This is a genomic window from Agromyces subbeticus DSM 16689, assembly GCF_000421565.1.
Lineage (GTDB): Bacteria > Actinomycetota > Actinomycetes > Actinomycetales > Microbacteriaceae > Agromyces > Agromyces subbeticus.
Map to the genome: position 1 here is coordinate 139,751 of NZ_ATXG01000010.1, position 13,562 is coordinate 153,312.

The following is a 13,562-nucleotide window of genomic DNA, read 5'->3' on the forward strand; positions in this document are numbered from 1 at the left end:
GGGGAGGGGCTAGTCGGCGTCGCCGACGGTGCGGCGACGACGGATCAGGTAGGCCGCGAAGAGCACGCCGCCGACGAGCACGAGGCCGACGGCTCCCCACAGCAGCTGGCCCGAATCGACTCCCGTTCTCGCCATCGCGGCAGGGCGCGGGGGCGGGGTGAATCCGGGCGGCGTCGCGTTGCAGTTCGGGCTGGCCGGCGGGTACGTCTGGATCGAGTCGGTCGACGGGTTCAGTCGCACCTCGACCACGGCCGAGCCACGCAGGTCGGAGAACGGTGCCGACGGGTCGAGGATCCACTCGCCCGACGCCAGCAGTCGCCAGCCGGGCCAGGCGATCGGGTCGCCGTTCTCGTCGACCGCGGCTCCGGGCCAGAGCAGGTCACCACTCAGGGTCTCGCCCGAGGCGACGAATGCGGGCGGCACGATCGCATCGACCTGGGATGCCCCGTCGGCAAGGATCGCCGCAGTGTCGCTCGCGGGAATCGAGGCGTCACGGTTCGCGAAGGCCTCCGGCGTCCACCAGATCAGCACGATCGTCAACGGGTCGACGTTCTCGATGTTGAACGGCGTGATCTCGTACGACATGATCGGCGTGTTGTTGCGGCAGATCGCCGAGGCGTTCACCTCGACCGACTTCACCGGGGTCGTCTCGGTCGAGGTGTTGTCGCCGGGCGTCGCCTCGAGTCCGTCGCTGTCGATCACCGCGGTGTTCACGATGTCGAGGATCCTGCCCGACGCGTTGCCGTCCTCGCGAGGCAGCTCGGCCGCCGTCGTCACCCAGAAGGTGAACACGAAGGCCTCGTCGACGAGGAACGGCGTCTCCTTGGTGAGCACGAGGGTGCCGCCGAAGCCACCTACAGCACCAGTGAGCTCCGCAGTCCAGCCCGCCGGGATCTCCCAGGTCGCGGTGTCGACCGCGATGGTGTCGGGGATCTCGTCGGTGACGACCGCATTCGGTGCCGCGATCTCGCCGTTGTTCTCGACCGTGAACGTGTACTGGTATTGCGACGAGACGTCGGTCGGCACGGAGGGCACGTCGTCGATCTCCTCGACGTCCTGCTTCACGATCGCGAGGTCGACGGGGTGGCCCGTGTTCACGATCTCGCACGAGGTGAGTGCGCCGAGCACGACCGCCGCGTTCGCGTCATCCGACACCTCGTCGTCGCAGCTCCATTCGCCGTCGACGTAGAAGGGCGCCAGTGGGTTCGAGGCGCCGTCGGCGCTCAGCTCCTCGGCGAGTGCATAGTCGCCGACCGACACCGTGAACTCGATGCCCTCATCGCCGAGAACGGAGACGCTCTGGTCGGCACCGATTCCACTGAGCAGCCAGTCCCCTGCCTCGAGCAGGGTGTTTCCGTCGAGGTCGAGACCGTCGAACGCCGAGTTGTCGACGAGCTTGTCGAGCCTGAGCCGGCCGACCGGAATCGGCGCGCAGGCCTCATCGGTGCTGGTGATCGTTCCGCTGACGAGCGCGGCCTCGTTGAAGAAGCCGTTGCCGCTCGTCTCGGCGACGCACCGCACCGTGTCGATCACCGTGATGTCGGCGACATCCGCGACGACCGTGATCGTGTAGACGTGCACGGCGAGCGGGTCGATCTGCTCGTCGTCGGCGAGCGCGGTGACGCCGTCGCCGTTCCACGCCGCGGTGTCGACACCGGCATCGTTGGTCGCCGTCGCCGTCACGATCGTGACGCCGGCCGGGAAGCCGAGGTCGTCTTCGAGGTCGTAGTACAGCGGCAGTTCGCTCTCGCTCGTGACCGTCACGGTGTAGACGACCTCCCACTCCCCGTTGCCGAGGTTCTGGGGAAGCCCGCCGAGCTCCTTGTCGATCGTCGCGCGACCCGGCTCCGAGCAGTCGCTCGCCGGCTGCGGCTCGCCGTCGCCCACCACGAGGTACGCGGTGTTGCGGAAGCCGCCGTCGTCGAGCTCGTCATCGGGCGAACAGACCTCGGTGCCGGTCTCGTAGACCACACCGGGCACGGTCGCGTTGATCGTGATCTCGTACTCGTCGACACCGGATGCCGCGAGCTGCTGATCCGCGGCGAGCACGAAGTCGCCACCCACCGGGTCCCAGTCGGCGACGAGGCTTCCGGCAGGTCCGGTCGCGGTCGCCGTGTTGATCACGATGCCGGCACCGAACTGCGGCGCATCGGAGAGGTCGTAGACGAGCGGCAGCACGACGCTCTGGTTCGTCACCGTCACGGTGTACGCGATCTCCCAGGTGCCGTCGGGCAGCTGCTCGGTCGAGTCGACGACCTTGTCGATGAGTCCGGTCGGCGGTGCGACGAGGTTCTCGACGGTGCAGTCGAGCTCGAGCCCCGGCGTCGCCATGAACTGGTAGCCGGCGTCTCCCGAGAGGTCCTGCAGGCCGACGCAGGTGAACACGCCGCCAGTCCAGCCTTCGGGAAGCACCTCGGTGAGCGTGTAGACGGTGCCGATCTCGAGGTCGGTCCAGCCGACTGAGGGATCGGCGTCGGTCACGGCCTGCGTGGCGTCCTGCCCGTCTGGCACCGGGTCGATCGTGACGTCGAAGCTCCACTCGATGTCGCCGATCGGTCCGGACACGATCTTCGTCACATCGACCGAGCCCGGCTCGGCGGTGTTCGTCACCGAGCACTCGAGCTCGAGCCCTGGAGTGACCTCGAACTGGAACCCGGCGAGCGCGAGTTCGGCGTCGACGAGGCCGACGCAGACGATCGGGCCCTCGGTCCAGCCGTCGCTCGCCGACTCGGCCAACGTGTAGGTCTCGCCCACGACGAGTTCCACCCACGCGACGTTCGGATCCTCATCGGTCACGGTCTGGGTCGCCGGCTGCCCGGCGACCTCGGGCGAGATGGTGATGTCGAACGAGAAGTTCCAGCCTTCGGGCACTCCCTGCACGACCTTCTCCACGACGACCTCTCCGGGGTTCGGCGTGTTCGTGAACGTGCAGGTGACGACCTCACCCGGGTTCAGATCGATCGTCGCCGTCGAGCCCTCGTACGTGACGTCGGCACCACCGGTGCAGATCAGGTCGTCGAGCGTCCAATTCGCCGTAGCGAGCTCTTCGACCGTGTAGCTCGTACCGGGATCCAGCAGTCCGCTCTCGAACGGGTCGTCGTCGTCGGTGAGCGAGAAGTCGCTCGTCGCGCCGCCGCGCAGCTCGAAGTCGAAGGCGTGCTGCGAGGTACCGGGAACGACCTTGTCGACGATGATCTCGCCGCGCTCGGTGTTCGAGTAGGTGCACGTCACGGTCTCACCGGGATCGAGCTCGATCGTTCCGACGACCCCCGAGATGCTCGAGGCGACGCCCCCCTCGTCGCTGTCGGTGCAGGAGACGAGCGAGCCGATGTACTGGCTGGTGAGCAGCTCGGTCACGGAGTAGGAGCCCGATGGGACATCCGTCGAGGTGTCGCTGCCCGTGCCAGCCACCGTGGTGATCTCGAAATTGCCGATGCCAGGCCAGGTGCCCGTGAAGTCGAACGTGCCGTCGGCTCCTTCGACGTGCTTGACGATGACGATCGTGCCCTTCGCGGTGTTCACGATGGCGCACGTGATGCCGTCGCCGGCTTCGACCGTGAAACTCGCCGGGTCGAGCGGCTCGCTCGTCGCATCGGCGTGTTCGACGGTGCACTCGAGCGCTCCCGCGATCCAGTGCTCCCCCGGGTCCGATTCCTCGAGCTGGTAGGTCACTCCGGGCTGGAGCTGCTCGAACGCCGTGGTGCCGGTGCCGTCGACGGTCGTGATGATCTGCTCGACGGGCTCCCCACCCTCGGGAGTGAGCACGAAGGTGAAGCTGCCGTCTTCGCCGATCGACGTCTTCGTGATCTCCGCCTCGGCGGGAATCGCCCGGTTGGTGACGTCGCACTCGAGCTCGAGGCCGGGAGTGGAGACGAACTGGAAGCCGGCGTCGACCGAGTGGTCCTGCAGGCCGGTGCATGTGACGACGCCGCCCTCCCAGCCGGCGGGGAGTGTCTCGGTCAGCGTGTAGACCGTGCCGATCGCGAGTTCGGTCCACTCGACGATGGGGTCGTCATCGGTGACGGCTCGTGTGGCGGGCTGGGCGCCCGGCACCGGGTCGATCGTGATGTCGAAGCTCCAGTCGGCGCCCTCGCCGACTCCGCTGACCGTCTTCTCGACCAGAACCCGACCGGGTACGACGACGTTCGTGATGGTGCACGAGAGCTCGAGTCCGGGGGTCACGGTGAACTGGAAGCCCGCCGCCTGGTCGTTGCCGTCGATGAGACCGGTGCAGCTGAACTCGCCGCTGAGCCAGCCGTCGACCTGCGGTTCCACGAGCGTGTACTCGACACCGACGTCGAGGTCGGTCCAGCCGACGCTCGGCACATCGTCGGTGACGTCGAGGGTGCCGAGCTGGCCCTGCGGCACCGGGGTGATCGAGATCGGGAAGGACCAGTCGTAGCCCGTCGGCACGCCTTCGACGAGCTTGGTCACGGTGACGCGACCGGCCGTCGCGGTGTTCAGGACCGTGCAGACCACGGTCGCACCGGGCTCGAGCGTGAACACGATCGGGGAGGTCGGGCTGGTGCCGGCATCGCCGCAATGCATGTTCGTCAGCTCCCAGCCCGGCACCGCCGTCTCGCCGAGCGTGTACTGCCCAGCCGGCACGAGGCCGCTCTCGAACGGTGCAGCGTCATCGGTGAGCGAGAAGTCGGTGTCGGTCTCGGGTCCGTCGAGGCTGAAGCCGAACGAGACTGGCGAATCGGCCGGTGACGTCACCTTGTCGACGATGATCGTGCCGCGCTGCGTGTTCGTGAAGGTGCAGACGACGAGCTCGCCGGGGTCGAGGTTGATCGTGCCGGCGCCGAGCGCGAGGTCGGCGGTGGAGCCGACGCCGTTCGGTGCGTCGTCCGTGCAGACGATGGCGGTGAGGTCGTACTCGGGCTCGGGGGTGAGCTCGGCGACCGAGTATGCGCCCGGTGTGATGTCGGTGTAGCTCGCGCCGGCGGTGCCGCCAACGGTGGACAGCGAGAAGTCGTCGGAGCCCTGACCCCAGTCGCCGGCGAAGTCGAACTCGCCGTCGTCGCCGGCGACGTTCTTCACGATCATGATCGCGCCGTCCTGCCGGTTGGTGAAGGTGCAGTCGATGACGGTGCCGGCGACGGTCGTGACGGTCGCCGTTCCGAGCTCGAGGTCGATGACCGGCGTTCCGCCGTCGCAGACGAGATCGATCAGGTGCCAGGCGGGATCTGCGACCTCGGCCAGCTCGGTGATGGTCACGACCGAGCCCGGCACGTATCCGAACACCTCGGAGGTCTCGCCGCTCGACAGCGTCGCGACACGGTCGCCGGTGAGTATGAAGTCGAAGTCGGCGGCGTCGCCCTCTGCGAGCTTCGTCACGGTCACGCCCGAGGTGGCGTTGGTGATCACGCACGCGGTGTTCGCGCCGACGTAGAGCTTGAACGGTTCGTTCGTATACGTCTCGAGGAGGTTCGTCGACGGGTTCGTCACGGTGCACACGGTCGACTGGTGCACCCACGGCTGACCGGCGTCGACCGTCTCGGCGAGCTGGTAGTCGGTGCCGGCGAAGACGTTGCCCCAACTGTGGGTGTCACCGACGCCGATCGGCGCCGCGATGGCGTTGGTGTTCGCCTGCGGAAGCACCGGGCCGGTCAGCGTGGCATCGTGCACCGGGCCGCCGCCCGTGCGGGTCACGGTGTAGTCGAAGACGTCTTCCGATGTCGCGTCGACCGGGTTGGCGACCTTCTGCACGGTCAGGCCGCCGCAGTTGCTGAGGGTGATCGGCGCATCCGACTTCAGGATGTCCTTCAGCGTCGCCGGTCCGCCTTCTCCGGTCTTGGTGACGAACCCCGCATCGAGGAATGTGCGACATCCGCCATCGCTCGGCAGCAGTCCCGATGCCGTGAGGTCGACAGCCATCTCGCCGAATGTGGCGGCATTGCCCGTGGTGTTCGTATCGGTGTTGGTGCCGACCGCGGCCTGGTAGACGATCGTCGCGCCCGTCGGCACCCATGCGGAGCCGTTCCAGCCGAGGACGTTGATCGAGGTCGACCCGCCGCCGCCGGAGTTGTAGTTGAACTCGATGAGGTAATCATCGGCGCGCCCGGCGGCCGGACCTTGGAAGACCTCGTAGGAGCTCATGTCGCCGCTGCCCGAGTACCTGGTCCAGTAGGCGTAGAAGATCGTGTGCGGATTCCCGCCGACGGTGACGACCTCATAGGCGGAGCCACCGGTGCAGGCATCGCCCTTGTCGTTGGCCGTGCCGACGGTCTCGGGCCAGGTCGGATCGTTGAGCGACGTGCTCGGAACGAGGATGTCGTCGATGCCGAGGTTCGCGCCGCAGACACCCGGGTTGCCCACGGTCGTGCCTGCGTCCCAGCTCTTCTGCGCGGTGACGATGCCGGTCGACTGATCGCCCGACGCCGTGATGTACGGGGGCTTCGGCGTCGAGCCGATGACACCCTGCCAGTCGTTCGCACCGGCCGTGTTGCCGTCGATCTCGAAACTGGTGACGATGCCGCCAAGCGTTGCCGCTTCCGCTGGGGCCGGCGGTGCGAACACCGCCGCGACCACACCTCCCGACGCGAGCAGGGCGACGGCGGCGACGGTGCTGAGCAGCTTCCGTCTCGTGCGTCGAATGTGCAGGCGCCATGCTCGGGTCTCGAGCGTCGGGTCGGTGTTTCGGGTATGCAAACGCTTGGCGATCATCATCATCATGCAGCCTTCGGGTGAGGGAGACGATGAGACATCGCTCCTGGCTGTACTCAACCCGCCGGGTAGCGGGTTCCTCCCCGCCGGGTAGCGGGTTCGAGTCCGCGGGTAATCGGACTCGCGGCCATCCTCCCATCGCCCTGTCAACGCGAGGAAGACTCGGAACGACACCAAAACAGGGGTGAAATGGCAATTCCGTGGTGACGGCGGCGTGGCTCTCCGCGCGCGGATGCCGCGGCTCACGTGAGCCGCGACATCCGCTGGTCGGCCTCAGAGAGGCGGTGTCGACGCCTTCGGGTGTGGCATCGTCACCCCGCTCGGCGCGAACGCCGGCCGAGTCCGACCCCTGCTGCGCCGAGCAGCAGGATGAGCAGCGTCACGGGCAGCATGGCCGACGAGTCGGTGCCCGTCGCTGCGAGCACCTTCGCCGCCGGAACGGTCGTCGTGCCTGCCGGCGTGACCGGAGTCACCGGCGTGACCGGAATCTCGGGCGTCACCGGGTGATCGACGATGCACGGCCCGTTGACGGCCGCGTCGACCTCCGGGCACTCGCCGCCTGCCGACGGCGAGACGACATTGTGCAGGAGCTGGCCGCCCGCGTTCGCGACGACGTGAACGGTGTACGAGGCCTGCGCGGATTCTCCGGGCAAGAGGGCCGGCACCGTCCAGGTCAGCACGTCGCCGGCGAGGCTGAGGCCGGGATCCACGCTGACGAGCGTCGCGTTGTCGAGCACGTCGGTCAGGTCGTCGAACGCCTGTGCACCCTCGACGACCGCCTCCGAGGTGTTCTCGGCAGTGAGGGTGTACGTGATCGCGGCACCTGACTCGACCATCGCACCATCAGCCGGGTCGGAACTCTTCACGAGTTCCCAGCCGGGAATGAGCGGCGGCGGCGGGCACGGCAGGATCTCGATCGTTCCGCTGACATCCTCGGATGCCTCGGTGCCGACGCGGTGCAGAGTGACGTCGTACGCTCCCGGTTCCGGAACACCGAACGACCATTCGAAGGCGTTGCTCCCCGCGGTGAACGAGTGCATGCCGACCTCGGTGTCGGTGCCCGCCTCGACGACGCGCAGTTCGTACTCCGCACCGACGAAGAGGTTTCCGACGACGACGTCGAGCATCGGCACCGCTCCGCCCGGGTCGACGCACGGCACGAAGCTCAGCGAGAGACTCGGTTCGAGCAGATCGCACTCGTTCTCGAAGATGGGGAGCAGATCGAGGTTCAGGCCCAGGAAGAACCGCTCCACGCCTTCGCTGTCGAGGTAGTGGAACGCCGGGATGATGTCTCGTCCGTCCTGATGCTCGGAGTGAGCGTGCGACGGGTCGGTCGGGTCGTCGGGGTCGCCGTTCGGATCGATGATCGAACGCACGCTCGGGCTGATCGCCACGTACGGATTGCTCCCACTGCTCGTCGCGTGACAGATGTCGACATGATCGTTCCACTCCGGCACCTGCACGGGCGGCCCGCCGTGGTCGAGCACCTGAACCAGCTCGGGCGCGACCGCGGCTGCGGCATCCGTGGCGTCGGCTGCCGCCTCTGGCGCGGCCTCGACCTCGGGTTCGACCGCGGGCTCGGGCTCCGGTTCGACGACCGGCTCCGGCGCGGGATCGGGTGGGGTGACCGGCTCCGGCGCCGGCTCCTCAGCCGGTGGCGGCTCAGGAGCCGCCTCCGGTTCGGGTTCGGCCGGTTCGGCCGCTGGCACCTCGGTGACCGCCGCGATCGCGAGTTCGGAGGCGAGCGGTTCATCGGCGAAGGCCAGCGTGGGCGCGCCGAAGAGCACCATGGCGACGGCCACGAACACTGCGATCGGCCCCACCCGATCGCGTCGGGTGAAGCCGCGGCGTGCGGCGCGGGTGTGGGCAGGCAGGACAGCACTGTGTCGGGTCATGACAGCTCCAGATTCGGGTAGGGAGCCGGCTCGGGTGAACGGGTCGGGTATTCGGGTGCCGACAGTGTGCGCCCCGCCCAACGAGAAATACAAACATTCCTCATGAAATACCCCCCGAAGGTGGTGCAGGAGCCGGGCGCCCCTGAGCGAATCGACATTGCGCCTCCACGAACCCGGCGGGGCCGTGGCTAGGGTTGGAGCGTGAGCGAACGGGGTGCGAAGCCCACGCGGGGGCGAAGTGCGACGTTCGACGAGCATGCCGAGCGCGACCCGCTCGGGCTCGACGACCACTCGGAGACCGCGAAGGAGCGATTCGACGCGCTGAGCCGGCCGCTGCGCGACCGCTTCGAAGCACCGATCAGCAGGGTCACGACCTTGACCCAGAAGACCCTCGCGCTCTTTCCGGTGAGGGTCTGGCGGCACTTCCTCGACCGGAACGGGTTCATCCTCTCGTCGGGCATGAGCTACCAGGCCCTGTTCGCGATCTTCGCCGCGGTCTACGTGGTCTTCGCCGTCGGCGGCATCTGGCTCACCGGCAACCCCGAGACGCTCAACGCGTTCATCCGCCTCCTGAACACGTACGCTCCAGGGCTCATCGGTCCCGACGGGGTCATCACCACCGACGAGCTCACCGCGATCGCCACCTCGAGCACGAGCCTCTTCGGTTGGACCGGTGCCGTCGCCCTCGCCGGCCTCATCTGGACGGCCATCGGCTGGATCACGTACGCACGCATGGCCGTGCGCAGCATCTTCGGCCTGCCGAAGGACACGCGCGCTTACGCGCTGCTGAAGGCCAGGGATGCACTCGTCGGATTCGCGTTCGGCGCGATCCTCGCCGGTGCAGCAGTGCTGTCGGTCGTCGCGACCTCGTTCATCGGGTGGATCTTCACTCTCATGTCGTTGCCCGATGGCGGCGGCTGGAGCGCCGTCTCCGTGCGGATCGGCGCATTCGGCATCGTCTTCGTGCTCGACACCCTGGCTCTGGCAGTGATGTTCCGCTTCCTCTCGGGCGCGACCATGCCGTGGCGGCGCATGTGGATCGGTTCGCTGCTCGGCTCCGCCGCACTCTCGCTGCTGCAGCTGCTCGGCGGGTGGCTCGTCGCGAGCGTGACGACGAATCCACTGCTCGCCACCTTCACGGTCTTCATCGCGCTGCTGCTGTGGTTCCGTCTGACCAGCATCGTGATCCTCGTGGCGGCGAGCTGGATCGCCGTCGAGGCATCCGACGCCCATGAGAGCCTGCGCCTCGTCACGCCCGAGCAGCTCGCGATGGAACAGCGCGAACAGGAGCGCCGCGCCCTGATCACGGCGGCACGGGTGCGGGTACGCACGGCGCGACACGAACTCGACACGGCGAACTGGATCGAGCGCTTCGCCGCCCGCCGTCGCCTCGCGCGAGCCGAGCAGGAGCTCGCCGATCTCGAGGCATCGGCGCCGTAGCGGCTGCGGCGCAGCGGCGTCGGAGGCCTCCCGTAGGATCGATCCATGCCCTCTGCGAAGCCCCTCCGACTCGCCAGCGTCAACGTCAACGGAGTGCGTGCCGCATTCCGAAAGGGCATGGGCGAGTGGCTCGCCACGCGCGACGTCGACATCCTCGCATTGCAAGAGGTGCGAGCCTCGACCGAAGACCTGCAGGGCCTCCTCGGTGAAGAATGGGACATCCTGCACGATCCGGCGACGGCCAAGGGTCGGGCCGGCGTCGCCATCGCGAGCCGCAACCGCGCGAGCATCCACCGGGTCGAGCTCGGTGCCACCGACTTCGACAGCGCCGGCCGCTGGCTCGAGGCCGACTACGAGGTCGGCGACCGCGTCGTGACCGTGGTCTCGGCGTACGTGCACTCCGGTTCCGTCGGCACGCCCAAGCAGGTCGAGAAGTTCAAGTTCCTCGATGCCATGGCCGAGCGGATGCCGCAGCTCGCCGCGTCCTCTGAGCTCGCCGTGATCGTGGGCGACCTGAACGTCGGCCACCGCACGCTCGACATCAAGAACTGGAAGGGCAACGTCAAGAACGCCGGCTTCCTGCCCGAGGAGCGCGCGTACTTCGATCGTTTCGTCGGCGCCGAGGGCGAAAACGGCTACAACGCCGGGGCGGGCTTCGGCTGGGTCGACCTGGGTCGCCGGTTCGCCGGCGAGGTCGACGGCCCGTACACCTGGTGGTCGCAGCGAGGCAAGGCATTCGACACCGACACCGGATGGCGCATCGACTACCAGCTCGCGACACCGGCGCTCGCCGAGACCGCCATCTCCTACGTCATCGATCGCGCCGATGCCTGGGACACGCGATGGTCCGACCATGCCCCCGTGGTCGTCGACTACGCCATCTGACCTGCCGCATCGCGGCACGCATTTCGAAGGAACTCCCCATGACGCAGAAGCCCCGCCTCTATTCGGGCATGCAACCCTCCGCCGACTCGCTCCACGCCGGCAACTACATCGGCGCGCTCCTGCAGTGGAAGCAGCTGCAGTCGACGCACGACGCCTTCTTCTCGGTCGTCGACATGCACGCCATCACCGTCGCGCAAGAACCAGCTGAACTCCGCGAGAAGACGCGCCGCACGGCAGCGCAGTACATCGCCGCGGGCATCGATCCCTCGAGTTCGACGCTCTACGTGCAGTCGCACGTGCCCGCCCACGCCGAGCTCGCGTGGGTGCTCAACACGATCACGGGCTTCGGCGAGGCCGGGCGCATGACGCAGTTCAAGGACAAGTCGCAGAAGCAGGGCGCCGATGCCACGAGCGTCGGCCTCTTCGCGTATCCCGTGCTGATGGCCGCCGACATCCTGCTCTACCAGACCGAGATCGTGCCCGTCGGCGACGACCAGAAGCAGCACGTCGAGCTGACGCGCGATCTCGCAACCCGGTTCAACGCACGGTTCGGCGCCGACACCTTCGTGCTGCCCGAACCCGCCATTCAACGCGAGACCGCCCGCATCTACGACCTCCAGAACCCGACGTCGAAGATGTCGAAGTCTGGCGACACGCCGGCCGGCATCCTGTGGCTGCTCGACGAGCCCTCGGTCACCGCGAGGAAGATCATGCGCGCCGTGACCGACACCGATGGCGAGGTGCGGTTCGACCGCGAACACAAGCCGGGCGTCTCGAACCTGCTGACGATCTTCTCCGTGCTGTCGGGCCGCAACATCACCGACATCGAGCAGGAGTTCGCGGGGCGCGGGTACGGCGACTTCAAGAAGGCGCTCGCGGAGGTCGTCGTGAGCGAGTTCGAGCCGATCCGTTCGCGGGTGCTCGAGCTGCTCGACGACCCGGCCGAACTCGACCGACTGCTCGCCGTCAACGCCGACCGTGCGAGCGAGGTCGCCGAGGCCACCCTCGCGACGGTCTACGACCGCATCGGCTTCCTCCGGCGCGCACGCTGACCATGCTCCCCGTCGCGCTCCGCACCGAACGGCTCGTGCTCGACCTGCCCGTCGAGGCCGACACCGAACTCGTGGCGCACTACTGCGCCGACCCGTTGTTCCTCAAGTACCTGACGACGCCGTGGCCGTACACGATGGAACATGCGCGTGCATTCCTCACGGAGTATGTGCCGGCCGCGTGGGAGTCGGGAGACGAGCTGGTCTGGGCAATCCGCCGTTCCGTCGGCGCCCCGCTCCTCGGCGTCATCGGCCTCCGCCGCGACCACGAGATCGGGTTCTGGCTCGGCGCCGAGCATCGCGGCGAGGCACTCATGGCCGAGGCGCTGACCGCGGTCAGCGAGTGGGCGCTCGGCAGCGGCGTGCGCGATGCCGAGACGCTGCTCTGGCGTGCGAACGAGGGCAACCGCGCGTCGGCGCACGTCGCGCGCGCCGCGGGATTCCGACGCATCACCCCTCGCATCCCCACGGTGCCCGGTCGCGACGGTCGCACCTTACCGGCGTGGCACGCCGAGCGCCGCGCCGAGGTCGAACCCGACGCGTACGCGAGCTGGGAGCCGATCCTCGGAAGTGCAGCATGAGCGGGTCCGCTCCCCCAGACCCCGCCGCTCCCGTCATCCTGTTCGACCTCGATGACACCCTCATGGCGCATCGCGCCGCGGTGAGCGCCGGCCTCGCCCTGCACATGCGAGACCTGGCATACGAGGGCGACGCCGCGGCGGCATCCGGTCACTGGCACGAGCTCGAAGAGGAGCACTACCACTCCTACCTCGCCGGCCGGCTGTCGTTCGAGGGGCAGCGACGCGCTCGAGCGCGCGACTTCGCGCTCGCCCACGGCGAGCAACTCGATGAGATCGGCGCGGGCGCCTGGTTCGACCGCTACTTCGAGCGCTACCGCGAATCGTGGTCGCTGCACGATGATGCCCTGCCGGCGCTCGATGCGATCACGGCGGCGGTGCCCGGGGCGCGCTTCGGTGTCATCACCAACGGTGAGCTCGACTTCCAGCTCGCCAAGCTCGACCGCCTCGGCATCGGCAGCCGCTTCGAGCATGTCATCGCATCAGGCGATGTCGGGGTGGCGAAGCCCGACGCCGAGATCTTTCGCATCGCGGTCGCCCGCTTCGCCGCCGACGCTCCGGTCGGCGCGGCCGTGTACATCGGCGATCGCTTCATCACCGACGCCGTCGGCGCCGTGCGCGCGGGCCTGATCGGCGTCTGGCTGAACCGCCATGGCCCCGATGCCAGCGAGGCGATGGTCGAGGCGGATGCCGCGGCATCCGCGGTGCTCGAGATCGCGTCGCTCGACGAATTGCCGACGCTGCTCGCGACTCGTCTCACCGGCTGAGCCGGGCCTGCGCTCGCTGCAACGAGAGATGGGCCGGACGCACCCCCATGCGCCCGGCCCGCAATCCCACCGTAACGTGCCGGCGGGAGTCGAGACGATCGTGTGTCAGACGACGTCGGCGTCGACCCAGTCGAGGGTCTTCGTGACGGCCTTCTTCCACAGGCGGATCTGGCGATCGCGCTCGGCGCCGTCCATCTTCGGCTCCCAGCGGGAATCCTCCTGCCAGTTGGCGCGCAGCTCGTCGAGGCTCGACCAGAAGCCGACCGCGAGACCGGCTGC

General features: G+C 68.2%; 7 protein-coding genes and 1 pseudogene. 5 read left to right on the plus strand and 3 right to left on the minus strand.

The annotated features are described in order from the left end of the window. Nucleotides 1–9: 9 nt before the first annotated feature. Together H521_RS0114115 and H521_RS25105 are read right to left on the minus strand one after the other, a co-directional pair. Nucleotides 10–6,678, minus strand: coding sequence for a prealbumin-like fold domain-containing protein (locus H521_RS0114115; protein ID WP_022893680.1), 6,669 nt, complete (start codon nucleotides 6,676–6,678; stop codon nucleotides 10–12). Nucleotides 6,679–6,980: 302 nt separating this feature from the next. Next, nucleotides 6,981–8,564 (minus strand): DUF7927 domain-containing protein, encoded by a 1,584-nt coding sequence (locus H521_RS25105; RefSeq protein WP_022893681.1) that lies wholly within the window; start codon nucleotides 8,562–8,564, stop codon nucleotides 6,981–6,983. Between the two features lie 201 nt (nucleotides 8,565–8,765). On the opposite strand from H521_RS25105, the gene H521_RS23480 reads away from it, so the two are divergent. Genes H521_RS23480 through H521_RS0114145 form a run of 5 tightly spaced genes read left to right on the plus strand, consistent with a single transcriptional unit; the run spans nucleotide 8,766 to nucleotide 13,283 of the window. After that, complete coding sequence (locus H521_RS23480) at nucleotides 8,766–10,004, plus strand: YihY/virulence factor BrkB family protein (protein WP_022893682.1); 1,239 nt, start codon at nucleotides 8,766–8,768, stop codon at nucleotides 10,002–10,004. Between the two features lie 45 nt (nucleotides 10,005–10,049). Further along, nucleotides 10,050–10,889 carry an exodeoxyribonuclease III gene (locus tag H521_RS0114130; protein WP_022893683.1) on the plus strand — a complete coding sequence of 280 codons (840 nt, stop codon included), beginning with the start codon at nucleotides 10,050–10,052 and terminating at the stop codon, nucleotides 10,887–10,889. Nucleotides 10,890–10,927: 38 nt separating this feature from the next. Continuing rightward, the gene (gene trpS, locus H521_RS0114135) at nucleotides 10,928–11,941 is read left to right on the plus strand and encodes a tryptophan--tRNA ligase (protein ID WP_022893684.1); all 1,014 of its coding nucleotides are present in this window, start codon (nucleotides 10,928–10,930) and stop codon (nucleotides 11,939–11,941) included. A 2-nt stretch (nucleotides 11,942–11,943) separates the two neighbouring features. Further along, on the plus strand, nucleotides 11,944–12,519 hold the full coding sequence (locus tag H521_RS25110) for a GNAT family N-acetyltransferase (RefSeq protein ID WP_022893685.1): 576 nt from the start codon (nucleotides 11,944–11,946) through the stop codon (nucleotides 12,517–12,519). Further along, on the plus strand, nucleotides 12,516–13,283 hold the full coding sequence (locus tag H521_RS0114145; RefSeq protein ID WP_022893686.1) for an HAD family hydrolase: 768 nt from the start codon (nucleotides 12,516–12,518) through the stop codon (nucleotides 13,281–13,283). The genes H521_RS25110 and H521_RS0114145 overlap by 4 nt, the downstream gene beginning before the upstream one ends. Nucleotides 13,284–13,388: 105 nt before the next feature. Here the strand turns inward: H521_RS0114145 and H521_RS26460 are convergent. Beyond that, nucleotides 13,389–13,562 (minus strand): annotated as a pseudogene (locus H521_RS26460) (glycerol kinase); the annotation flags it as partial.

Coding starts and splice junctions, on each gene's coding strand:
- H521_RS0114115 (WP_022893680.1), bottom strand. CDS start 6,678: ATGATGATGATGATCGCCAAGCGTTTGCATACCCGAAACACCGACCCG.
- H521_RS25105 (WP_022893681.1), bottom strand. CDS start 8,564: ATGACCCGACACAGTGCTGTCCTGCCTGCCCACACCCGCGCCGCACGC.
- H521_RS0114130 (WP_022893683.1), top strand. CDS start 10,050: ATGCCCTCTGCGAAGCCCCTCCGACTCGCCAGCGTCAACGTCAACGGA.
- trpS (WP_022893684.1), top strand. CDS start 10,928: ATGACGCAGAAGCCCCGCCTCTATTCGGGCATGCAACCCTCCGCCGAC.
- H521_RS25110 (WP_022893685.1), top strand. CDS start 11,944: ATGCTCCCCGTCGCGCTCCGCACCGAACGGCTCGTGCTCGACCTGCCC.
- H521_RS0114145 (WP_022893686.1), top strand. CDS start 12,516: ATGAGCGGGTCCGCTCCCCCAGACCCCGCCGCTCCCGTCATCCTGTTC.